This is a genomic window from Niallia sp. HCP3S3_B10 (assembly GCF_052064465.1).
GTDB classification, from domain to species: domain Bacteria; phylum Bacillota; class Bacilli; order Bacillales; family Cytobacillaceae; genus Niallia; species Niallia hominis.
The window spans coordinates 18,657-42,414 of sequence record NZ_JBQHVO010000028.1; the positions used below are offsets into that span (position 1 = coordinate 18,657).

At 34.3% G+C, this 23,758-nt stretch carries 17 protein-coding genes; 5 read left to right on the forward strand and 12 right to left on the reverse strand.

Annotation, left to right across the window (positions count from 1 at the left end; translation table 11 throughout):
- The first annotated feature begins 27 nt into the window (after window positions 1-27).
- The gene (locus ACTNDN_RS13390; RefSeq protein WP_441131311.1) at window positions 28-966 is read left to right on the forward strand and encodes a processed acidic surface protein; all 939 of its coding nucleotides are present in this window, start codon (window positions 28-30) and stop codon (window positions 964-966) included.
- Complete coding sequence (locus ACTNDN_RS13395) at window positions 959-1,531, forward strand: class D sortase (RefSeq protein WP_235249415.1); 573 nt, start codon at window positions 959-961, stop codon at window positions 1,529-1,531. Before ACTNDN_RS13390 ends, ACTNDN_RS13395 begins: the two co-directional genes overlap by 8 nt.
- Before the next feature lie 31 nt (window positions 1,532-1,562).
- Here the strand turns inward: ACTNDN_RS13395 and ACTNDN_RS13400 are convergent, their stop codons facing one another.
- The gene (locus tag ACTNDN_RS13400) at window positions 1,563-4,916 is read right to left on the reverse strand and encodes a hypothetical protein (protein WP_235249424.1); all 3,354 of its coding nucleotides are present in this window, start codon (window positions 4,914-4,916) and stop codon (window positions 1,563-1,565) included.
- A gap of 171 nt (window positions 4,917-5,087) precedes the next feature.
- Here ACTNDN_RS13400 and ACTNDN_RS13405 point away from each other — a divergent pair, with 171 nt between their 5' ends.
- Window positions 5,088-6,458: a dipeptidase gene (locus ACTNDN_RS13405; protein WP_441131312.1), complete on the forward strand. Its 1,371-nt coding sequence runs from the start codon at window positions 5,088-5,090 to the stop codon at window positions 6,456-6,458.
- A gap of 165 nt (window positions 6,459-6,623) precedes the next feature.
- On the opposite strand, the gene helD is transcribed toward ACTNDN_RS13405, so the two are convergent.
- From helD to ACTNDN_RS13420, 3 genes are all read right to left on the reverse strand, one after another.
- A complete protein-coding gene (gene helD, locus ACTNDN_RS13410; RefSeq protein ID WP_031537614.1) occupies window positions 6,624-8,930 on the reverse strand; it encodes an RNA polymerase recycling motor HelD in 2,307 nt (768 codons plus the stop codon).
- A gap of 204 nt (window positions 8,931-9,134) precedes the next feature.
- Window positions 9,135-10,385, reverse strand: a complete 1,251-nt coding sequence (locus ACTNDN_RS13415) for an MFS transporter (RefSeq protein ID WP_031537612.1) — start codon at window positions 10,383-10,385, stop codon at window positions 9,135-9,137.
- A gap of 895 nt (window positions 10,386-11,280) precedes the next feature.
- Window positions 11,281-13,212, reverse strand: a complete 1,932-nt coding sequence (locus ACTNDN_RS13420) for an LTA synthase family protein (protein WP_031537610.1) — start codon at window positions 13,210-13,212, stop codon at window positions 11,281-11,283.
- Between the two features lie 512 nt (window positions 13,213-13,724).
- Here ACTNDN_RS13420 and ACTNDN_RS13425 point away from each other — a divergent pair.
- Window positions 13,725-14,771 (forward strand): M42 family metallopeptidase, encoded by a 1,047-nt coding sequence (locus ACTNDN_RS13425; protein ID WP_031537609.1) that lies wholly within the window; start codon window positions 13,725-13,727, stop codon window positions 14,769-14,771.
- A 46-nt stretch (window positions 14,772-14,817) separates the two neighbouring features.
- Here ACTNDN_RS13425 and ACTNDN_RS13430 read toward each other — a convergent pair whose 3' ends face one another.
- The 7 genes from ACTNDN_RS13430 to ACTNDN_RS13460 all read right to left on the reverse strand — a co-directional run bounded on the left by ACTNDN_RS13430 (window position 14,818) and on the right by ACTNDN_RS13460 (window position 21,408).
- Entirely contained in the window at window positions 14,818-15,363 is a 546-nt protein-coding gene (locus ACTNDN_RS13430) for a M15 family metallopeptidase (protein ID WP_031537607.1), read from the reverse strand.
- Between the two features lie 177 nt (window positions 15,364-15,540).
- Window positions 15,541-18,681 carry an SbcC/MukB-like Walker B domain-containing protein gene (locus ACTNDN_RS13435; RefSeq protein ID WP_441131313.1) on the reverse strand — a complete coding sequence of 1,047 codons (3,141 nt, stop codon included), beginning with the start codon at window positions 18,679-18,681 and terminating at the stop codon, window positions 15,541-15,543.
- Window positions 18,678-19,823, reverse strand: a complete 1,146-nt coding sequence (locus ACTNDN_RS13440; protein WP_031537604.1) for an exonuclease SbcCD subunit D — start codon at window positions 19,821-19,823, stop codon at window positions 18,678-18,680. Before ACTNDN_RS13440 ends, ACTNDN_RS13435 begins: the two co-directional genes overlap by 4 nt.
- Before the next feature lie 450 nt (window positions 19,824-20,273).
- Window positions 20,274-20,474 (reverse strand): cold-shock protein, encoded by a 201-nt coding sequence (locus ACTNDN_RS13445; RefSeq protein WP_031537602.1) that lies wholly within the window; start codon window positions 20,472-20,474, stop codon window positions 20,274-20,276.
- Between the two features lie 226 nt (window positions 20,475-20,700).
- Window positions 20,701-20,838 carry a YvrJ family protein gene (locus ACTNDN_RS13450; RefSeq protein ID WP_031537601.1) on the reverse strand — a complete coding sequence of 46 codons (138 nt, stop codon included), beginning with the start codon at window positions 20,836-20,838 and terminating at the stop codon, window positions 20,701-20,703.
- 98 nt (window positions 20,839-20,936) lie between these two features.
- On the reverse strand, window positions 20,937-21,152 hold the full coding sequence (locus tag ACTNDN_RS13455; RefSeq protein ID WP_031537600.1) for a DUF2922 domain-containing protein: 216 nt from the start codon (window positions 21,150-21,152) through the stop codon (window positions 20,937-20,939).
- A 34-nt stretch (window positions 21,153-21,186) separates the two neighbouring features.
- The gene (locus ACTNDN_RS13460; protein ID WP_031537599.1) at window positions 21,187-21,408 is read right to left on the reverse strand and encodes a DUF1659 domain-containing protein; all 222 of its coding nucleotides are present in this window, start codon (window positions 21,406-21,408) and stop codon (window positions 21,187-21,189) included.
- Window positions 21,409-21,579: 171 nt separating this feature from the next.
- Here ACTNDN_RS13460 and ACTNDN_RS13465 point away from each other — a divergent pair, with 171 nt between their 5' ends.
- Entirely contained in the window at window positions 21,580-21,840 is a 261-nt protein-coding gene (locus ACTNDN_RS13465; protein WP_031537598.1) for a phage holin family protein, read from the forward strand.
- 109 nt (window positions 21,841-21,949) lie between these two features.
- Here ACTNDN_RS13465 and ACTNDN_RS13470 read toward each other — a convergent pair whose 3' ends face one another.
- Window positions 21,950-23,638, reverse strand: coding sequence for a methyl-accepting chemotaxis protein (locus ACTNDN_RS13470; RefSeq protein ID WP_031537597.1), 1,689 nt, complete (start codon window positions 23,636-23,638; stop codon window positions 21,950-21,952).
- Between the last annotated feature and the right edge of the window lie 120 nt (window positions 23,639-23,758).

The following is a 23,758-nucleotide window of genomic DNA, read 5'->3' on the forward strand; positions in this document are numbered from 1 at the left end:
ATAGAATTATGGAGGTGACTTGTCTTAATGAAAAAAATTCTTCCTTCTCTTCTTCTTTTCTTAGGAGTATGCATGCAAGCAACACCTGCATTCGCTTCTCCAAGTGAAAAAGAAATAGAGACTTTAGCTAGTAAACTAGGTTGGACTACAGATGATTTAGAAGAATATTTAACATTTAAAGGATTAAACGTTAATGATTTTGATAATATACATTTATTAGAAAAACAGCTGGGCACCCCTATCACTCCTACAAATCTGGAAGAACTGCTTATTCAAAATTCGATGACAAGAGAAGAATTAGATATCTTATTGGCAGGCTATCATGAAACAGTAGAGAATTTTTGGTTTTTAGAAGATTTAGAGGTTGCCATTGATTTTTATAAAAATCATGAAGAGAAAATGCTGCAATTAGAAGAGTTTCTTGAGAATATCGGGTTTGACGACACAGAAAAACAGCAATTTTACGGGCACTTAAATAAACAAAGCCCTACCTTACTCGCAGCAAAAGTCGTGGAATGGAAAGAAAATTTAAATCGATTCCAAGAAATAGACCAAGAAAGCGAGATTAGTGATAAAGAAAATGCAGCGTTAACTCATTTTTGGCAAGATTTTTTTACCACAACAGCTATGAAGCCTGTACTAATAAGTATTGATGATAATGGGAAAAGAAAAGAGCTTGCACTAAGTGATCTTTTTAATAAACAAATGGATACAACCGTTGCAATTGAATTATATGACACCAACAATAAGTTAATTGGAGATGCCATTGTGTCACCAGACATGGTTTCCTCTGTCGATGCAGTAGATAAAATGGTAGAATTGACCGAAGTAACAAAAGGTTTAGCTACTCTCTATGCAGCACAGCTTCCAAATACAGCATCACCGCTCCCTGTCATCCTATGTATTGGATACATGCTTGTACTAATAGGCGTGTTATTAACCTTTAGGAAACCATCTTATGAATAAGCCCAATAAAATTGGAGTTTTCTTCCTATCGATAGGATTGATAATGGTTTTCTATTCTCTTTCTAGCTATTGGAAGATTAATGCCATTATAGAGCAACCAGTTTTTCAGCCCAGCAGACAAATGGCCTTATCCAATTTAAGACAGGTACAACCAGGTGAAACAATTGGAGCAATCATTGTCCCTAATACGAAGAAGTCTATTCCCGTCTATGAAGGGACAAGTGCAAAAATTTTAGAAAAAGGTGCGGGTCACTATCGAAAAAGTGCTCTACCTGGCGAAAACAATAATATTGTACTGTCTGGACATCGTGATACTTTTTTCAGATTCCTTAAGGATTTAGAAAAGAATGATTCATTAATTCTCGAAACAAGAGAAAATGATTATGAATATAAAGTTACAAAATTCTCCATTGTAGATTCAAATGATTCAACCATTCTAACCCCTAAATCCAGACCAATTCTTACCTTAACCACATGTTATCCTTTTGCCTTTATTGGAAATGCACCGAAGAGATATATTGTTACCGCTGAATTAATAAATACAATTACTCTAGTAAACAAATAGGCCTGAACTTTTAACCGTCCAGGCCATTATATTATTTCCATGTTTTTAAAAATAGCAGTAATCTATTTTTCCAATCAAGGAGCTTTGTAATAGCTAAAGGCTGCTTCCCTTGTTTTTGCATTTCGTAAATACTTGCAATCGCAATGAGAATGGACCCAGCAATTAATAAATACACCCACCATGGGAAATTCCCCCAATATGGTCTTGTTTGTAACAAAACATTGAGAACAAGTACACCAATGCCAACAAAGAAATAGGATTTATACCGGAAGTAAAAACCAGAGAGAATGGACAAAATAGCAAGACCACCTAAGATTATCGCATCATAGATAGTATGGGAAATATATCCATCAATAGCTAATATAAGAGCTACAATAACGATAACTCCCCATTCAATATAGTGTAATGCCATTAGCTTACTTATTATTTTCTTTGTAGCAATCACCATGATTATCCAAGGCAATACAACTAACTCTGTCACAATATATTCTTTGATAGTAATAATCATTAGAAACGAATAATACGGAACGAGCAACAAATATATGCTTACAAGTTTAGGTATCCATTCGATTTCTTTTTTAACTCGTTTAATTTGCAAATAAGCTAGAAAAGAAAGGAACAATCCTGGTATTATAATATCCCAATTAAAGGTTGTTTCCACTCCAAATAACGATATTGTAGAAAGGATACTACCAATTAGATAAAAATCAATCCATTTTTCCCCATCTTCCTTCCACTTCAATATGGACGAGTAGACTGTCGTACTTATAAACAAAAACAATACTCCCCAAACACAAGTAAATACATAACGATCAAATGGGATAAACTCCTTTGCATACATCAATATTTCATTATTGATAAGCAGGAAGACAACTCCTCCAATGGAGAATAAATGCAGTTTCTCCAAATGAATTACAAGCAGCACAATCATAATATATAGTAGGATTACAAAATAACTGACCGTCGAAAATGGGTAAGCAAACAGCCAAGAAATAATCCCTAATACACTAAATGGTAGAAAAAAGTAAAGAAGCCCTACCTTATTCTGTGTTAGAAAGTACAAACCAAATAAAACAATTGACAGTACCATAAATGCAAGTTGATACGAATTTCCTCCTGCAAAATCAAATGAGATAATTGTCGCTAGAAAGAGATAACTAGATAGATAGCTACCATATCGAAAAGCCATTTTCACATATTTATTCGCAACTAAATAGATACTTATGCTATAAACAATGAACAAATAGATAAACGGAAGGAAGGAATCACTTCCTATAAATAAACGATCAATGACCATACTTCCAATAATATACACATGGGAAATCGTTAGGAATGGAAGCTTAAATGATGTATGTTTTAGCCCTAACGCAATAATAAACAGGCCAATCCATCCATACTTCATAAGCGTTTCAAAAAGAAATGTATCACTGTTCCAAATAGAACCAACAAGGGTTAAATAGCTAATCAAACTAACAATACCAATTAGCCATGCGATAAGATTGTTTTTTATTTTTCGATATAAATCGTAAAAAACAAGGATTGCTACTAAATACATTCCAGTTGTGACCCATTTGTTTAATGTGAAATATTCAAGAATTAGAAGCAATCCAAAGCCGTACAAGATTTGACCAATATAATAACCAATCCTTCCCATGTTCTTATCCAGTCTTTCATACAAACTTCCAGTTATGACGGTGAATATACTTCCTATCGCAATCGATAACGATAGTCCTTGTTCTTGTATAAAGCTGAATGTCTCTGCAGTCGTAAAATAAACACCAAAAACAGTAATCGGAATGAGATAGGAAAGGAGTTGGTTATGCGTTTTATTTCTTATCAAGCGCCTTCCTAAATATAGACTTAATGCTATTCCTCCTATCATGACAGGAATATACCACTTTCCAATAAAAATTGCTGTTGATAAAAAGGCTATTAACACCATCCAGGATACATTATAGATGGTAGATTCCTTTCTAATATCTTGTAAATAATGCCACTTATTAAATATGCCTAACAGAAATAATAGCACTATATTTATTCCATAGATTACAAGGAATAAGCTATCAACATCGTTTATTAACGAAAACAATACAGCTATATTCCATAAAGCTAGGTTCAAAAAAAGAACTGGCAAATAACGAATAAACGAATATGTTAGTTTTTTCGTTAAAAGAAGAAATTCAACGGCCAGTAAGAGATAAGCAAACACTAAATACATACTGCCTTCGAGAAAAAGTTCCCCATAAAATACAATAGTTACGAAAAAAGTGGCAAGTGCAATGACAAAGCTTGTAAACTCCCAAACTTTTCCCCATTCCAGCTTCTCTTTTAAGATAAACACAAAAAAGAGAAGGAGAATACTAAAGCAAGCAAAAGCTACTGGTAATAAGTCTTGAAGAATTGGATTGGTGAAAATTCGATAAAGACCAAACGCAATTGCAATGGTAATAAAAAAATGATCATGCTTTCGTTTCGTTAACGCAACGGTCATCATGAAAAGACTGCTGATTACTAAATAATAAAAACCATTTATCATACTGCTATCAAATAGAAATGTCATAAATAATGCAGTTAAAATTAACTGTAGTTGAACAATTGGTGTCAGTTCCTTCTGATAGTATTGTATCCATTTTAAATGCTGACACTTCAATAAAACATATATCAATATAAATTGATAGATTATCATAAAAAAGAAGAATCCATCTTGAGCTAACGGGAGGAAAGCAAAGAGAAAAGCAAGCGTTCCAGTTATTGTCCCAATGGTCAGGATTTTATATAGACCAGACTTTAAATAAACAGCTAGAGCAGTATAGATTGGGAATAATACCAATCCAGCTATTACCCCTAATAAAAATCGACCTTCACCATGCATAGAAAGATAGTCCCCTGCTAGCTGAAAAAAGCTGACGGAAACAAATCCTATTGGCAAAAAAAGACTCCCAAGGAGAAAGAAAGCAAATGCAGTATGATCAATTTTGATAATTTTTTTCGATAATAAACCAACCCCAAAAAATAAAATCGAAACAAAAAAGATCGATACTGCTTTCATCCATCCTGGCATAGAGTCCCAATTACTAGTCGCAACGACTAACCCGCCTATTAGCAGTAGTGCTACTCCTAAATAAAGCATCACCCCTATATTTCGTTCACGGAGCTGTTCAGCAGTATACTTTTTCTTTTCCTTTACAGGCTGCTTTTTCACAATTACTTTTTTTACAGGTTTTTTTTCTAATCCTTCCTTTTCTAGCTCCTTCTTTTTCTCTTCATCTGTTATATACCGCTCAAAGCCAGCAGTTATGTCCATATAACTTTCGTATGATATGTATTGCTTTGTATATAAAATTTCCAAAATGCGATTAAAAATGGCAATCGTATTCTTCTGCATTCCATGCATCCTTTCTTCTTAACAAGCCTTAATTCTTACAATTTCATCTAATGGTGTAATTTTACATCATCATTTATGATTTTTCAATATATTTTATTTTCTAAAAAAGAGGATATTCTTTTTATATAACGAATTTATTTTTCATATCGAAATAATTGGAGGAATACAGAAATGAAAATGATTGAAGATTATTTAAAAGAGAAGCGAAATGTCCACTTGGAAGAATTATTTTCTTTCTTATCATTGGAAAGTATCAGTGCCCTCCCCGAGCATAAAGAAGATATACAGAAAACAGCTGAATGGTTAGTACAGGCACTTACGAATGCAGGCTTAGAAAATGCTTCCATCTATCAAACAAAAGGCAATCCAGTTGTTTATGCAGATTGGCTTCATGCAGAAGGAAAACCTACTGTATTAGTATATGGGCACTATGATGTACAGCCAGTCGACCCACTAGAACTATGGGATACTCCCCCTTTCTCACCTGAAATACGAGATGAGAAACTCTATGCAAGAGGTGCAAGTGATGATAAGGGACAGGTTTTTATGCATATTAAAGCTATTGAAGGGATTCTTCAAACAAATGGTTCTCTTCCAGTAAATATAAAATTTTGCATAGAAGGAGAAGAGGAAGTTGGCAGTCCTACCCTTCCTCTCTTTGTAGAAGAAAACAAGGAGTTATTAGGTGCTGATGTGATTGTTATTTCCGATACGGGGATGATAGAACAAGGGAAACCAACCATTTGCTATGGTCTTCGTGGTTTATGTGGCATGGAAATTCATGTTAAAGGTCCAAGAAGTGATCTTCATTCTGGATTATTTGGAGGAGCGATTCAAAATCCAATTGCTGCCATAAGCGGGCTATTAGCAAGCTTTCACGATCAAAATGGAGTAATTGCTGTAGAAGGATTTTATGATCGTGTAACACCTTTAACACCAGATGAAAAGGAAGCCTTTAAAGCATTGCAAATTTCAGATGACACTTTCATCGAGCAAAGTGGCTCCCCTACTCTATTCGGTGAAGAAGGATTTTCTACTTTAGAAAGGCTTTGGGTGCGTCCTACTCTTGAAATCAATGGAATAAAAGGTGGCTTTCAAGGAACTGGCGTAAAAACCGTTATCCCTTCAGAAGCTAGTGCAAAAATTACCTGTAGACTTGTGCCTGCTCAGGATCCTGAAGAAATAGTTGCATTATTAGAGAAACATATTGAGGCTCATAAACCAAAGGGTGTAGATGTAACAGTTCAATTATTTGATAAAGGTACTCCTTTTGTTACGCCATTTGATCATAAAGCGATACAAGCAGCTGGCAAAGCTTATGAAACAGTGTATAAGGTGCCAACTTCCTATACGCGTGGTGGTGGATCTATTCCAATTGTTGCAGCATTTGACCAAATTTTAAATCTGCCTGTTGTGTTAATGGGATTTGGATTACCAGATGAAAATTTCCACGCCCCAAATGAACATTTCCATTTAGAAAATTATGATAAAGGCTTACAAACTATTTGCCATTATTGGTTTGAACTTGCAGAAGTCTGGTAAGAAAACCAAAAAAATTACTTACTAATAAAGCAGCAGCCAAAATACACTTTGTCACAGGGGCTCTCCCCTGTTTCGCGAAACATCGAGTTCGTGTATTTCGGCTGCTCCGTTTTACTTATTACTTCCAACCACTTTTAAATTCATCTATCTTTTTTTAGAAAAATATTATCTTCCATCAATTAACTCATAAGTATCTTCCTTTATCCACTCAAAATATGGATTCAGAATTCCATCTTCTATATACATAGCTAATCCATGCATGGCTCTTGTGCAGGCTGTGTAAAACAATTCCTTTTCTAAATCGCCCTTATAGCTTGATGCATTATAAAGAATCACTCCATCAAACTCGATTCCTTTAGCTAAATAAGCAGGGATAACGGAAATGCCTTTTTCATAGGATGTCGTGCCCTTTTGAATAAATCTTGCTTCTACTTTCTCTTTAAGCATTTCGTATACTTTACTGCTTTCTTTAATCGTTTTACAAATAACTGCAATTGTTTTATAGCCATTACCCTTCCAGTCTTCGATTCGCTTTAATAAATCATCTATTTGCTTAGCCGAATCTCCTACACTTACTACATGTGGTTTTTCACCATGACGATTAAAAGGTTCGATTTTGTCTCCATTTACAGCAAGGCCTCTTGTAAACTCCACAATTTCCTTGGTCGAACGATAGCTTTTCATTAAAACGATGCTTTCGACATCTTCCTTTTTTCCATTAGCAACAATCTCATTATGCTGGTGGGCATATATTGCTTGATTAATGTCGCCAAGTAGCGTCATTTTGCTATAAGGAAATAGCTCTTTTAAGTAATTAATTTGAAAATCAGAATAATCTTGTGCTTCATCAATAAATACTTGACGAATTCCCGAAGTGGATTTTTTTCCTTCCAATTTATCCTTTAAATACGCAAAAGGAGTAGCATCTTCGTACGAAAGTGTTCTATTTTGCAGGTTTAAGATGGTTTGCTCGCCAATCCTTCTCCATTCGTCCGTTGTTAATTGTGCAGGACAGCTTAAATCGAAAATCCCTTTATACATAGCAGAAACATCAATAAATCGCATTTTTTTAATAGCCGCATAGATAGATTTAAAGTGCTTATTAACAATAATTTTCCGCAAGAATTTTTCCTCTTGATCGAAATAGTCGAAGTCTTCTTCTTTATGAGCTGCATGAAATGCTTCCAAATACTCCTCTTTATCCAACAGCTCCATTTCGTTATCAACCCAACCTTGTTTTCTTTCGGTTCTTGCATGCTTTTTCATTTCTTTTTGGGCCCATTCAATTAATAATTGCATTCGGTTTGGTATGGATATATGGCTCTCCATTTCATAAAATTTTCTCATCAATTCTTCACTTGATATAAATACTTTGTTTTGAAATACGATATCCTTAAATACGACACCATCTTTATGTAAATTATCTAAATACTCATCAATAAGCTTTTTAAACCCTTCACTACTTTTAAACTGTATACTTTTTAATCTATTTTCTTTTTTTAGTGAGTCCGTTTCCGTTAACAAATATTCTAATTGGGAAAAGGAATCCTCTACTTGAAAAGATTTTCCAATTCGTGATTGTAAATACTCATAAATAGTAGACTGGCGCATATTTTCTTCCCCAAGCTCCGGCAAGACTGTAGACACATAGCTATTAAATAATGGGTTAGGTGAAAATAGCATAATATTATCTGATTTCAATGTATCACGATGCTTGTATAACAAATAAGCTACACGTTGCAATGCAGCAGATGTTTTTCCGCTTCCTGCCACGCCCTGCACAAGTAAGTATCTGCTTTTTTCATTGCGTATAATTTGATTCTGTTCCTTTTGAATCGTCGCAACGATTGATTTCATCATGGAATTAGCATTATTGCCAAGTACTTCAAGCAATAGCTCATCACCAATCGTTACTCCTGTATCAAATAAACTGATAAGCTTCCCGTCTCGGATGATAAATTGTCTTTTTAATAGTAAATCACCCTCAATTTTCCCACCAGGCGTTTCATAAGATGCTGGTCCTGGCGAATAATCATAATAAACACTTGAAATAGGAGCTCGCCAATCATAGATATAAAATGTCTCATTTTTTTTATCCATAAAAGAAGCAATGCCAATATATATTTCTTCTGTGCCTTCCCCTTCCTCATCGAAATCAATTCTGCCAAAGTAAGGAGTATCCTTCAATTTTTGAAGAACCTTTTGTTGCTGATGAATTTGCCCATAAGTTCGTTCCCGTTCTCCAAGGAGCTCTGCTTGTTGTTTTATACTCGTAAAGGTTTCAATAACATCATCTGGTTCATCAAGGTTTACCGTAACATCCTCCCAAAAGGTTGAACGTAATTGACCAACATCACCGCCAATATTGTGAATGTCTTTTTCCATCACATTCAACTTATCGTCGATTTCCTTGCGAACAAAATCTATCCTCTTTTGTTCCTGGACCTTTTCTTTCGCTTCTTTATTACTCATATTGCATACACCCCTAATCAATTATCTTGACAAGCAGAACAATTATGTGATATCATTATAATAGATAAATTATATGTATTTTCCTGAAGATAAATTGATATCACTAAAAGATTCATTTATTTTAACATATTCCGAATTAATTTTCCACTTTAATAAGCATAGACATCCCATAGCCTTTACGGATATGGGATTTATTATGTGTATTTATATTTTTGCCATCTTGCGTTTGAATGAAACTCCTTCTCTCCTCTTTAAATATATATAGAGGAAAAAGAAAAATATCCCACTAAAAGCTCGTAAAAATCCAGAAATATTCATCGCTGTATAAATATTCGTTGTTTCTAAAAGAAATACACCAAATTGTGGCGCAATAAAAGCAACAAACGCAAGTAAAATATTATAATTAGAAATACATAAACTGCGATTATCCTCATTTGTCACATCTAATAATTGATTAAATAGCATTAAGACAGTACCTGACACAAATAATCCAGCAAATATATTCGTTATTACAAGAAAAACAAGATTGGTTGAAAAGATCGTGATGAATGGGGCGATTGCCATTCCAAGCGATACTAAGATTAGCATCTTTGCATTGGAATGTTTATCTGCCATTCTTGCCCACCATTTAAAACTAATAATTTGACCAATTGAATTAGCAACGGCAAATAAACTGATCCATAATCCTGTAGCTCCAGCGTATTTTATTTGATAGATACTAAACAAGGTCCAACACATTTGCCATGCAAAATTAAAAAACAAGGCGCTAATGATAAAATATAAAAAAGCTTTATTTCTAAACACAGAAATCCCAAAATGCGTAGACCTTTTTTTAGGCAATTCTTTCTTTTTGGGCTCCACATGCTTCTTCAAATAATTTATTTCAAGCAAACCTAATACAAAAGCTAATAAATATAATCCAACAAAAGGAATTGGATCTGTTTTATCAAAAAATTGAAGAAATATGCCAATAAAAAAAGTAGAGATCATCCCGATTAAAGTCATCATTTTATTTCTTGTGCTAAAAAAACCACTTCGTCTATCTTCTTGAATAATGTCCCCTATAAATGCCTGCCAGCTTAAATTCGCAAAGGAAAAAGGAAAATTCATGATCCCAACCAAAACAATAAAGACGATTACTTGATATTTATCAGGTATAAAAACGACTAATGCAATACCAACTAAAAAAAGCCTTGCAGCTAAAAAAGAATACACGGTAAACATCTTCTTCTCCTGAAGCCGATTAATGATCAATGAACCAATAATCATCGCAAACATTCCAATAAATGGAGGAAGCGAGCTAATTAAACCAACTTGATAATTGGTTGCTCCTAAAACACTTATTGCAAAGAGTGGAAAATAGTTATTAGAGATGTTCAAAATTATCGTTGTGTAAACTCCATTCTTGATGCTTAGCCTTTCATTTTCTGAATTCGTCTGTTCTGATTCCATCATTCCTATATCATCCTTTTTCTTATCAAAATTATTTCAATTTCTGAAATATTCATTGTTATCATACTCTCATCCTTCTTAACCTGCAAGCCTTTTTTAAAAGAATTTGATGAAATATTTTTGAACATTTAGAGCCTTTTTATAAGCAAAAAAAACAGCTTCAAACATCCGTATTTCAGCCAAAGAATTATAGATTCTTTGGCTTTAGAGATTATCTATTATAGTATTTTTCTGCCTTTCTTTTTAAAGACAAAAAGAGGCTGGGACAAAACTAAATAACTAGTCTTTAAAGACGAACAATCTTTAATTTAGCTCTTAAATAAAGCTACTTTCTCATGATGGTTATCTATGTTTTTTAATATAGTTAAGTGTAAAAACTCAGTCGTTCCATTGCGCTACAGACGCACGATGCGCCGGGGAGGAAGCTGAGCCTCGCATGCGAGGGCACTGAAAAAGTCTAGTTCTCCAAATAAAATGAGGTTTTATTTATTTGAAAGCGAATAATAAGTTGGTTTGGAGAGGCGTCCGCTCGACTCCTACGGGAGATGCGAGAAAGTCCGAGACCCTGCAGGAGCGTAGCGACGAAGCGGCTCGGCGCTCGCCCCGTGGAAAGCGAGCGGTAAGCCTCGGAAAACAAAAATCTACACTAAGTTAGAATGGTTTGGTAACTACCGATTCACCAGGTAATTCACTTTTTCAGTGGCCTCCTCTCATGCGCTGCGGGGTCTTAGCCTTTCCTCTATTTCCCGCAGGAGTCGAGCGTCCTCCGCTTCATTTCACTTCGTTTTTAAACCTTTTTCTAAAAAAACAAACACGAACTTTTATGTAATATAATTACATTTTAGTCCGTGTTTGTTGTTGGTTGAAATACTTATGTCCCAGCCTTTTTTATTTCACATTATTCTTCTACTGATTCCTCAGTTTCAGTTGTTGTTGTAGAACCTTTTATATAATTATAATCATCACGATTAATTGGCGTGAATCCATCCGGCTGATGGAATCTTAATAAATCTTTCATGACAATGTTGTCTGATGCTTGTAATTCTGCAGCAGCTGCTTCTGCTTGTTCAGCACCTTGTTCTGCATCAACTAACTCGCCCTCAGCATTATAATAGTTATCACCAATTTTTGTTAGGGTTGGAGACACAAAGTCACCATTTCTAAATGGAACTGTTTCACGATGCTGTTCAGATAGTAAATCAGAACCTACTTGTAAATAATCCTTTGTATCAATACCTAGAAGATGCATTAATGTTGGCATAACATCTACTTCGCCACCAAATTCACTTACTACATTTCCTTCTACACCTGGTACATGGATAAATAACGGTACTCGCTGTAGCTGTGTGTTCATAAATGGTGTTACTTCATCGACGCCAAGCACTTGAGCCATTGCTTTATTATGATTTTCAGAAATACCATAATGGTCACCGTACATAACAATAACTGTATTATCATATAATCCAGATTCTTTTAATTCTTCAAAGAATAAGCGAATCGATTCATCTAAATAATGAGCTGATTGGAAATAATGGTTTACGGCATTATCACCAAAGTCCCCTGCTGGGAAGTCCGTATCGCCTTCATCCATTTCGAATGGATGGTGGTTGGATAACGTAATAAACTTCGTATAAAAAGGCTGCTTTAATCCTTCAAGTAAAGGCATACTTTGTTCGAAGAACGGGATATCCTTCATTCCATAATTTTTCGTATTTTCCTCTGACATATCATAATACTCAGCATCAAAGAAATAATCGTACCCTATCGTTTTATACATTTCATTACGATTCCAGAAAGTTTTATAGTTACCATGGAACGCAGCAGAAGTATATCCTTCCCCTTTAAGAATGGCGGGTGCTGATTGTAAGGTATTTTGTGCTTTATTTACAAAAACAGCTCCTTGAGACATTCCATATAAGGAATTCTCCATCATGAATTCAGCATCAGAGGTTTTTCCCTGCCCTGTTTGATGGAAAAAGTTATCAAAATAGAAAGTATTATCATCTTTAATTAACGAGTTTAAAAACGGCGTTACTTCTTCTCCGTTTAATTCATAATTAATAATAAAGCTTTGCAGTGATTCCAATGAAACGTAAATAACGTTTTTACCTTCAGCCGCACCAAAATATTTATCATTTGGCTCAGCATAATTAGCACTTATAAAGTTTTGCACTTCAGTAATATCACTGCTATCGGCTAAAGCTCTTTGACTTTCAGATCTAGCGTTTTGCACGATATCATAAATGGTAAAGTTGTATGCGCCTAAATATTTTACTAAATAATTTCTATCAAATGAACGACTTAATAATTGCGGGCGATCTGCCTCTGCTAATCCTAAATTGATAACAAATGTCAAAATAGCTAGTGCAAAAACAGATTTTGCTGCTCTTCTATTTTTTTGTATCGTAGGTTTATACGCTTTTGTTGCTAGTAAGACGATTAAAATAATAACATCTAGGAAATAAAGAATATCATAGGGTTTAAGTAATGATAAAATACTGTCACTTAACTGTCCACCATTAACTTTTACCTGCATTACAACTGGAACTGTTATAAAGTCTGTAAAGAATCGATAATACACAATGTTTGCATACAATAAAGCAGACATTAACGCTGTATTAATCGTAATATAAACAGGCTGTGCTTTCCCTTTAACAAATAAAGCAAGTCCGATAAAGAGAAGTGCAGAGCTTAATGGATTAATAAATAATAGAAATTCCTGCATAGGTCCTTGTACACCAATGCTGAACTCTACCTTATATCCAATATACGTTTTCATCCAAAATAAAAATATGGCGATTAAAAAGAAAGAAGAATGTTTAGATAACATTTTACGAAATAATTCTGCTGTACCTTTCAATCCCGTTCACCTCAATTCAAAATTTACAATTTCTAAAGTAATTTGTTTATTTTCCCTTAATTAGTGCTACCTTATCTACATATGTTACTGCCCTTCCTTTTGTTCATCCTAGTTAAGAAGTAGCAGCTAATGAAAATGCCGTTATCCATTATAACATATCATTTTCAAAATGGTTATTCCTTTTACTTCCTATTAATAGAAATTTACTTAAAGTAGATTTCAAATTAATCACATCTTACATTAAATTAATGAATATTTCCAGCAATATCTATATTTATACGAAAAATAGGGCTAAAAGAACAGAATTTGTGTTTTTTCGACAAGAATGAATAATAGCAGATATTTTCTAAAATGAAAATGGTAAATACTCACAGCCCTCTCTTTCTTCCCCAATCATAAGTATGATAAACAGCGAACAAGCATATTTAATATTCATTTATTTAATAGTATAATGGTGTAGATAGTAAAAGGAGGAATTTCATTTGATACATATTGATCAAAAAGAATATTTAGCTCTATTAGAGCAATTGCTTAATGTCACTAGTCCATCAGGGAATACAGAAACAATTATTCAATTTATAGAGAAATATTTAAAAGAGGCCAATATTTCTACTTATCAAAATAATAAAGGAGGATTGATTGCGACACTTCCTGGAAAAATTACAGACAAACAGCGCATGCTTACTGCACATGTTGATACACTTGGGGCGATGGTAAAGGAAATCAAACCGAATGGCAGACTGCGCTTAGATTTAATTGGCGGTTTCACATACAATAGCATTGAAGGAGAAAATTGTATAATCGAAACTTCTTCTGGTATGACATATACAGGAACAATCCTTCTTCATCAAGCATCTGTCCATGTATATAAAGAAGCCAGAACGCTTGAGCGTAATCAAGCCAATATGGAAGTTCGCATTGACGAAATGGTTAAGAATCAAGAAGAAGTGAATAACCTTGGCATTGCTGTGGGTGACTTTGTATCTTTTTACCCACGTGTAGAGGTTACTCCTTCTGGCTTTATTAAATCAAGACATTTAGATGATAAAGCGAGTGCAGCGATTCTTTTACTATTAATAAAAAAATTGAAAGAAAATAACATTGAATTACCGTATACAACAAACTTTCTTCTTTCGAATAACGAGGAAATTGGCTATGGCGGAAATTCCAATATTCCTGTAGAAACTGTTGAATATATGGCTGTTGACATGGGAGCAATGGGAGATGGTCAATCAACAGACGAGTACACTGTATCCATTTGTGTGAAGGATTCAAGCGGACCTTATCATTATGCTTTAAGAAAGCATCTTATTCAATTAGCAGACAAGCATGAAGTACCATACCAACTAGATATTTATCCATATTATGGATCTGATGCTTCTGCTGCCATTCGATCTGGTCACGATATCAAACATGCGTTGATTGGGCCAGGAATTGATTCCTCACATGCCTATGAACGTACACATTTTTCTTCTGTTGAAGCAACAGGAAAATTAATTTATCATTATTTACTTAGTGAATTAGTCTAAATTGTTAACAAAAAGAGGATGACATTATCATGTCATCCTCTTTTTGTTATTCTGGTCTTTTGCCCTTTTGCAAATCTTTCATTGTTAATCCAAAATCCATTTGAAAATGGGGATAATCCTTAAAATTAGCCCAGTCTCCTCCCCACTGAAAACCTAATTCTTTTGCTATTTCCACCACTTCCATCCAATCACTTTTGCCATTTCCATTCCCATCATAGTCCATATCCCAGATGACTACACCGTTAATATCTAAAAGAGCGAAGTCTATTGCTAGTCCATAATTATGATAAGACTCCCCGCCCTTTGCATTGGTTACAATTGAACCATCTGTCGTTCTTCCTTGCTCATATAAACGATCTTGCTCTTCTATACTTCTAAAGTCCTCTGTAATGACAGTCCGAATTCCAATATCACCTGCCTTTTGAACAAGGATATCTTTCTTTTCCTTTACAATAGGATTCAATTCAGTAGGCATTGGCACATCACTATAGTCTCTTTCAGGCACATTTAATTTCCAATATATTAGAAGAATAAAGATAAAAATTAATAATATAAAAATGCTTCTGCCATGCTTCTTTCTTTTTTTTCGCAAAATTACGCTCCCATACTTCTGATGTTGTTTTCATTCATTAAGCCGATGATTTTGGACGGATAGTTAATTTTTTGGGGACATGAAATAGATGCCAGATCATGGACAGAAGGATTCCCCTTTTCTAGATTTGACATGCCAATACAGCCACTGACTTATCCATCCCGTCTCTACCATATTTTAATGTAAATATTCAAAGCGAGTAGTGCTTCCAGTCTGTCCAGCAATAACCTCTAATCTAACTTCCATTCGATCCTTTAATTCAGGAACGTGGGAAATGACCCCGACTAATCGTCCTGCGTTTTGGATATCCATCAGTGTTTCAATTGCTTGATCTAGCGACTCTGGATCTAGCGTTCCAAAGCCCTCATCAATGAACATCGTTTCCAGTGAGATTCCACCAGCAAAATTTTGTACGACATCACTTAAACCTAATGCTAAGGATAATGCTGCCTTAAAACTTTCTCCTCCTGATAATGTTTTAACATGCCTTTCTTGTCCAGTATATTGATCAAATACGAGTAATTCTAATCCACTTTGCACATTTCCCTTTGATCGATCACTCTTTCGGACAAGCTGATATCGCCCACTAGTCATTTTTTTAAGTCTACTGTTCGCTTGAAGTAATATTTCATCTAAAAAGGATGCAAGAACATAGCGCTCAAATGTAATTCTTTGTGCATTTTGACCTCTTGAAATATCATATAAATGCCCAACAAGATTAAATTGATTTTCTAATTCTTTTACTTTCCGGTTTATTTCAAGTACTTGTGCTTGGATTTCTTTATTATCTTTTTGTTTTATTATCATATTTGTATGCTCTTGCTGGAATCTATTTTCTTCTTCCACTATTCTTGTTAGCTTCGTTTCGAGCTCTTCTATATTTGGAACCGCAATATCTTTAAGTGCAACTTCTAAATCCTTTAAGCGATCAGAAGCAGAACGACACTCTTCTCGATATGCTTGAACCGCTGCTTTTAGCTTTTCTACTTCTTGTTCCTGCAATTTACTTTCTGCATAGGATCGATAGGTTGGAAACCCTTGCTTTGCCATTTTTTCTAAGAATATATCCCTTTCTGTCTGTAAGCTTTCGGATAGCTGCCTAATTTGTTTTTCTAGGCTTTCTAAACGAACTAACTCCTTTTGTGATTTTTCTTTCGTATTCTGCAACTTTTCTTGAGCTAAAGCAAATTGAGCTTCCAATTTTTCTAACCGCAGCATACTTTCTTGCGATACTTTTTTATATTTGGGTAATTCTCTCAAGTCGGCCGGAATCGTATCCTGCATTTTTTTTAAGGTTGTATTTTGTTCCGTATATTCAATAGTTGTTTCTCTTATTACTTCTGTTGTTTGTTCAAGTAGTGCTTGCACTTCTTGAAATTGCACTTCAACATCAGATAGAGACAACTTCATTTTTTCCATCTCTATTGTTTGCGCCTCTAATTTCTTTTGCTCAAGACTCAATTCCTGCAATTGATTTTTAATTGTATTTGCTGTTATCTCGCTATCCCCATCACTAAATAAAGGATAGACATCGACAACCTTTTTTAGCTTATTCTTTGCATCTTCTGTATACCATTTCCATTGTGTATTGGCCTCAAGCCAAGCAGTTTCTGCTTTTGTTTTTTCTTTTTCTATGCTTTCAAGATCCTTTTTTGCACTTTTTCGATCCTCCTCAGAGAAATCTTCGGTATGAAGATGATTTGTTGCTGGACTTGGATGATGTACACTTCCACAAACCGGACATGCTTCATCCACTTTTAAACTTGCTGCTAAAATAAGCGATTGGTTGGCAATCCACTTATTTTCAAGTTCTTCTACTAATGCTTTTGCATCATCATATCTATTTAATACTTGATCTAGCAATTGTTTTTTTGAATTGGCATCAGACTTTCGTTTCATGCTAGTATGTTCTACTTCCATATATTCATTTATTCTTTCTAATATAGTTTGCAGATTCCGAATTTTATCTTTATTATCTAGAAGTAATTCCTTCATACCGTCTAGCTGTTTTATCCGCTCTTTATACTTTTGAATATTAATCTCTTTTTCTTTTCGTTGTTTTTGAAGGATTTCTTGTTTAGAAGCTTGGCTTTTCATCGCTTTTGTTAATTGATGGAGCTTTCCTTCTACTTCCGCATACTGCAGAACATCCTTTTCCATATTTTTCAATTCAACAAGGTAATTAGCTAATTGTTTACGCTCTTCTTCTTTCGTTAACTCTTCCTTATATAGTTGATCTGCTTCCATTAGTTGTGCTTTAAGCGCTTCTATAGATGTTCGAATTGCCTTTTCTTCTACTTTTCTATCATCAATTTGTCTTTTTAAGTGATGACAAATTTCCTCTTGCTGTGCAAGGACGGCAGCTTTTTGGGCTAAATCGATTTTCTTTTCTATTTCTGTATATTCCGTTTTCTGACTTTCCAATTCCTTTAAACGTGTGGAAAGATCTTCTTTTAACTTCATTTGCTTAATTATCGATTCTGCTTCAAATAAATGCTGTTTAATGACATCTCGTTCTTTATTTTTCTCGTCGACCTTCGTTTGTAATCTTCCTACCTCTTTTTCCATCGACTCTATTTCTCGCTCTAATAGCGGGAGAATGGCGACATCGTTCTCACTATCTTGTGCCATTTGTGCAATTAAATCTTTATTAAATACTGCAGCTATTTTAGATAGTGAATTTGTTCGTAATATTACCTTTTGCTCAACTTCCTTTTTTAGTCCTTGTGCCTGCTCCTTTAGTTTATCTTCAATACGCTTATACATTTCTGTATGGAATAAACGTTGCAAGATATTCTCTTTTTCTTTACTGTCTGATGTAAGTAATTTGCGAAATTCCCCTTGTGGAATCATCAGTATTTGGCGAAATTGATTGCTATCAATTTGCATAATTTCCTTCACTTTTTCATCTACATCACGAACAGAGGAAGCAACAAGCAATTCCTTTCCTTCTTCATCGAATGTAAAGAGTTCAGCTTTCGCACCAATTGTCGTAAATCCATCTCCTCTTTCTTTTTTCTTCTCTTGCTGAGGAGATCGAGTGATGAGATAACGTTTTTCCTTTAATTTAAATTCAAAACTGACTTCTGTTAATAAGGAATCATCGGCAAATTGACTTCTTAATTCTTGCCCATTGCGATCTTCCCCGCTGGCTTTGCCGTAAATAGCATAGCTAATCCCATCAAAAATAGTAGTTTTACCTGATCCTGTTTTTCCAGAGATGACAAACATTGTACGATTGCCTAAAACAGTAAAATCAATAACCTCTTTGTGAGCATATGGACCAAATGCCTGCATGGTTAGTTTTAATGGTCTCATTTTCGTCCCTCCTCTCTTAGAACTTGATTAATAACACTCGCCATCCAATCCTTTTTCTCTTCTGAAAAGGTTGCAGTAGTCATTTCTTCGTAAAAAGATGCAAATAATTCCAGTTCATTTTGCTGTATTTCCTTTTGCACTTGCAAAACAGACTTATCTTTTCGATCTTTGTTTTCTATTTTTCTTTCTAAGTGCAGAACATTTGGGTAGACTTGTCTTAGCTTTTGGATTGGATCAAGTATCGCTCCTTCATCAAGCAAAGTTATTTTCAAATAATCATCTACTTTTTGTTGCTGATAAAAATTTATATCTAGCAGTTCTTCTATATGACCTTCTAGCTCTCTCATATCTTTCTCCGGTGTTAGCGCATGATATTTTTGCGTAAAATTCCCTTTTTCATCCATTTCAATAATGGACACAGATTTCTTTTGCTTCGCTTCGGAAAATGAATATTTCATTAAGGAGCCTGAATATTTAACCGTTTGATGATTAATAGCCTCCGGGCTATGCAAATGACCTAAAGCACTATAAGCAAAGGGGGCAAACAATTCAGCTCCGACACAGCCTGATCCACCGACAGATAAAATCCGCTCCGAATCAGATGTTTTCCCCCCCAGTACAAAGCTATGTCCAATCAACACATTTGGTTCATTAATCTGCAAATTATTTTCCATTTTACCAATAATGGCTTTCATTGCGTCATGATGATTTAGAATCGAATCATCCTCTAGCATTTTTCTGACTACTACTGGCTCGCAATATGGTACTAAGTAGAAATTAACCCCAGCTAAAGACACCGGTGAAAAGCTATTTTCGATTTTTCCATTTAAATAAAATTGATTTTTCTGGTACCAAGAACTTCCGAAAGATAATCTTTCTGCACTATCATGGTTTCCAGATATAGCAAGTATTGGTGTATTTAGCTCAACATTAATAAAATATAAAACCTCATCCAGTAAATTAACGGCATCTGTAGGCGGAATGGAGCGATCATATAAGTCGCCTGCAATAATGACAGCATCTGGCTTTTCTTTCTCTACCAGCTCCATAAATTGTTTCAGCATAAAGCGTTGATCTTCTGTCATGTATAATCCATGAACTAATTTCCCCAAATGCCAATCGGCAGTATGAATAAATTTCACTATTTTCACCTCTAAAATTTTTTATGAAAAAGCATTTTTGGCTGTTTTCGTAAAGTTTGTTGCTATATCTGCACCCTGTATACACTTCGTTTACAATCGGGCGCTACATTCTAATCTCATCAGATTGTACGTATATGCAGAGTGCTTCTTATTACTAATAATTTTTGTAACCCTTTGAAAATGCAACTATTTATAAGCTGCATTTACGCTTATTATTTACTTCAATTTATTCCATGCAGTAAAGTCATAATGCATTTACATGGAGATAAAAGCATATATTCTATCATTATAGCAAACATTTTGTAAGAGAAGGAATGAGAGAAAAAGTAAACCAATTATTTCTATTTACATAAATCTAATAGAGCTGGTTATATATAATGAGGGATATGGTATAGAAAAAGGTCAGACCTTTTAAGAGATCTGACCTTTTTTATATGAGGAATGCTATTATTATATTTTAGTAACGTTAGCAGCTTGAGGTCCACGAGCACCTTCTACTACTTCAAATGAAACGTCTTGGCCTTCTTCTAAAGATTTAAAACCTTCCACTTGAATCGCTGAATAGTGAACGAATACATCATTTCCGTCTTCTGCTTCAATAAAACCAAATCCTTTTTCTGCATTAAACCATTTAACTTTACCGTTTTTCATGTGAAAAAATCCTCCTAAAAAGCTTTGCTAGCTTCATCTTTTAATTACCATTTTCATCGCATAAGCATTAAACTATTAATCTCTTAAAATATAAGTTCGATCAATAAATAACATACTAAATACGTTAATAACGGTTAATGTAAATTTAACATTTTTAACTATTATTGTCAATAGAAAACCCTTTCATTTTTCAAACAATTATAATTAATAGAGAAGCTCTTTCATTCTATCCTTTTATTAATTCGGGTAAACTTTGAATTGATTTGATCATAATATCCAGTTTCGTTTCAATTCTATTCAGCAAATAGAAACTGATTACAATTGGAAATCCAACTTGGCTTATAAATGAAATCAAGTCTTCCATTATAAGTTCCTCCTCATAGTATCTCTTTATTACCTTAGGGCTACTGGCATGGAAACCATTAGCCCTTAAGCAATTTGTTCAAAAACCGTTACTAATCGTTAAATCTCATAATCAGTTACATTTCTTTCAACAAGGCGTATTCCTTTCACTGCAATTAATTCTCCGTTCGCACTGCTTAATGCATTAGCTGAAATAATACTTTGCATGACTGTTGATACTTGTTCCGCATCTACTGGTTCAACAGGACTTTCAAGGGAAATTTTTGTTGACTTCCCATTACTCGTTTCAAAAGTTAACTCTAATGATTTCGCCATTTAAGATTCTCCTTTCATTCCTATTTAGGTGTTACTACGGCTGAATAATTTCTGAGACATCATTTCTTTCAATAGAAAATAAAGTATAAGTAACTAGCGATGATAAACTTGCTGCGATCTCAGCTAGCTGTTCAGGGGATGCCGTTTGCTTAACATTCCTAAACGTCTTTGTTACATAATTAGGATCCCCGTTTTCCTTCATACCATTTTGAAACGTTAGCTTAATACTTGATTCATTCCAAATTGCTTCTGCCATCTCCATCACCTCCTTTCACTCCCTAAATAGAGGAAAGGAAAGAAAAAGGACAGTGTATGAATAAATAAGATGATTTTTTCTTAGAGTGTTTTCTGTCATAGGTTATGTAACAATCATTTTTCTTCCTTAGTACATATGCTAGTAATATAGAATAAAAGGAGGGAAAATACTGTGGAATGGTTACAATCTTTTTTACTTGACCATTATTATATATTAGTACCGGTTCTATGGATCATCGGCTATGCTCTTAAGCAAACGCCAATAATACCTGATTGGTCTATCATTTGGATTCTTCTCCTAGCATCTATTGTATTAGCCACTTTTGCATATGGATTTAGCTTTGAAGCAGTTACTAACGGCATTATAGCTGCAGGAGTATCTGTATTCGGACACCAGCTTGTCAAACAGACAGTTAAGGATAGAACGAAATAGTTCTATTCTATAGATACATGGTAAAGGGATGATTACATGTTTTTGCTAAAAAAGAGCCGATCTTCCTTTTGTTTATACAAAAAGATCGACTCTTTCTATTTATAGCTAATTATAATGTAAAATGGGACACAGTTTTTTGAAGCCTTGATGCAATTTCCGATAACCTTTTAGCTGAATCTGTCATCTCGGTCATAGATGCTAACTGCTCCTCTGTTGCTGCAGACGTTTCTTGTGTAAAGGAAATACTTTCTGCCGAAATTTTATAAACACTTTCCATAATCCGCTTCATTTCATTGCTATTTTTTGATAGCTCTTCTATTTCATTCGTTACTTCTTGTACATTTTCTGATACATCGGAAACAGATTGAAAAATTTCTTTAAAGGCGATACTTGTTTTTTCCGTTTCTAAGAGACCTTTACTTACAATCGAGTTAGTATTATTCATGCCATCAACTGCCAGGCTTATTTCCTTTTGAATCGTATCCGTTACATGTTGAATTAAATGGGCAGAATTACTGCTCTCTTCAGCAAGTTTTCTAACCTCGTCTGCCACAACAGAAAATCCTTTACCATGTTCTCCTGCTCTTGCAGCTTCGATGGCTGCATTTAATGCCAATAGATTTGTTTGCTCTGCGACATTCGTTATTAATTCAGCAATTTTTTTAATTTCTACAGACTTTTCTTCCAGCATTTTGATGGTCAGGGAGGAATCTTCAACAGAATAACTTATGTCCTTCATTTTATGAACCACATCATCAATGGAGCGATTACCGTCCTTTGCCTTCTGCATGGAGCCAGTCATTTTTTCTTTCATACTGAAACTACGTACGGTTATTTCTTCCATGCTTTTATTCATAAGACTGTAATTCTCAACTGCAATTTGAAATTGGTTTAATTGGCTCTCCACTTGTTCTACCGTTTTTTCTGAAATACTAGAAACCTGTTCCGCCACAATCGCCGTTTCTTTTGCACTATTTTCCATTTCCGTACTACTGGCAGTAACGATATTAGCTGTCTCTCTTACCTCCTGGATAATTAAGCCTAATTCATCGTTCATTATACTTAATGATTGGACCATTTCTCCAAATTCATCATTTCGCTTTCCTTTCACTTCTTGCTTTGTAAGATTCCCTTCACTAACCTTTTTGATAATACGAGAAGAATCTCTCATGCCTCTTGCTATCGTTCTACTAATCCACACAGCAAGTATGACTGCTGAAATCATCGCAAAGGCACTTATTGCAAGGACTATATAAATATAAATCTTTGTTTCACTTTCTACTTTGCCTCTTATTTCACTCATTCTTGTTTCTTCATATTTAATTAACTGATCTGTTTGATTACTAAATTCAGTACGAATGTCATTAGACTGATTAATAAGGGAAAGATAATTTTCTTCATTTTCTAAAATTTTTTCCTGGACTGCCTTGTCACCTAGAACTAAAAAATCAGCTTGAAGCTTTTGGATGCTTTCAAATAAGTCTTTACTAGTAGCATCGTTTTCCATACTATTTAATGTATCAAAATCATTCACCAGTCTTTTCGAACTACTATCATAATTTGTCAGATAGGAGGTTTCTCCTGTAAGTAAATATCCATTTATACCATCTGATTGGAGCAACATGTCTATTTTCATGTTTTTTAAGATGATTACCTTATTTACTTGCTGATCAATCACATTTGTGTAGTTTTTATCAACCTTTGCAATTTGTGTTATAGAGAGAGTCGCAATTAATAAAATACATATAATAACTAAGAGAAAACCTAGCCCCAACTTTTTTGTAATTGTAAATCTCATAACCTTCTCCCTTCTATATTAACCAATTAAGATTTTTAAGAAATTAATGACTTTTTCTATTATTCTATGATGATTATTCTATTATACTAGCAATTAAGACTTTTTTACTAGATAGTTTTT

Excerpts from the sequence above, each read along its gene's own strand:
- ACTNDN_RS13450 (WP_031537601.1), bottom strand. The coding sequence starts at position 20,838 with ATGGAAGACTTGATTTCATTTATAAGCCAAGTTGGATTTCCAATTGTA.
- ACTNDN_RS13395 (WP_235249415.1), top strand. The coding sequence starts at position 959 with ATGAATAAGCCCAATAAAATTGGAGTTTTCTTCCTATCGATAGGATTG.
- ACTNDN_RS13460 (WP_031537599.1), bottom strand. The coding sequence starts at position 21,408 with ATGGCAGAAGCAATTTGGAATGAATCAAGTATTAAGCTAACGTTTCAA.
- ACTNDN_RS13405 (WP_441131312.1), top strand. The coding sequence starts at position 5,088 with ATGAAAATGATTGAAGATTATTTAAAAGAGAAGCGAAATGTCCACTTG.
- ACTNDN_RS13390 (WP_441131311.1), top strand. The coding sequence starts at position 28 with ATGAAAAAAATTCTTCCTTCTCTTCTTCTTTTCTTAGGAGTATGCATG.
- ACTNDN_RS13400 (WP_235249424.1), bottom strand. The coding sequence starts at position 4,916 with ATGCAGAAGAATACGATTGCCATTTTTAATCGCATTTTGGAAATTTTA.
- ACTNDN_RS13455 (WP_031537600.1), bottom strand. The coding sequence starts at position 21,152 with ATGGCGAAATCATTAGAGTTAACTTTTGAAACGAGTAATGGGAAGTCA.
- ACTNDN_RS13470 (WP_031537597.1), bottom strand. The coding sequence starts at position 23,638 with ATGAGATTTACAATTACAAAAAAGTTGGGGCTAGGTTTTCTCTTAGTT.
- ACTNDN_RS13445 (WP_031537602.1), bottom strand. The coding sequence starts at position 20,474 with ATGAAAAACGGTAAAGTTAAATGGTTTAATGCAGAAAAAGGATTTGGT.
- ACTNDN_RS13435 (WP_441131313.1), bottom strand. The coding sequence starts at position 18,681 with ATGAGACCATTAAAACTAACCATGCAGGCATTTGGTCCATATGCTCAC.
- ACTNDN_RS13415 (WP_031537612.1), bottom strand. The coding sequence starts at position 10,385 with ATGATGGAATCAGAACAGACGAATTCAGAAAATGAAAGGCTAAGCATC.
- ACTNDN_RS13420 (WP_031537610.1), bottom strand. The coding sequence starts at position 13,212 with ATGTTATCTAAACATTCTTCTTTCTTTTTAATCGCCATATTTTTATTT.
- helD (WP_031537614.1), bottom strand. The coding sequence starts at position 8,930 with ATGAGTAATAAAGAAGCGAAAGAAAAGGTCCAGGAACAAAAGAGGATA.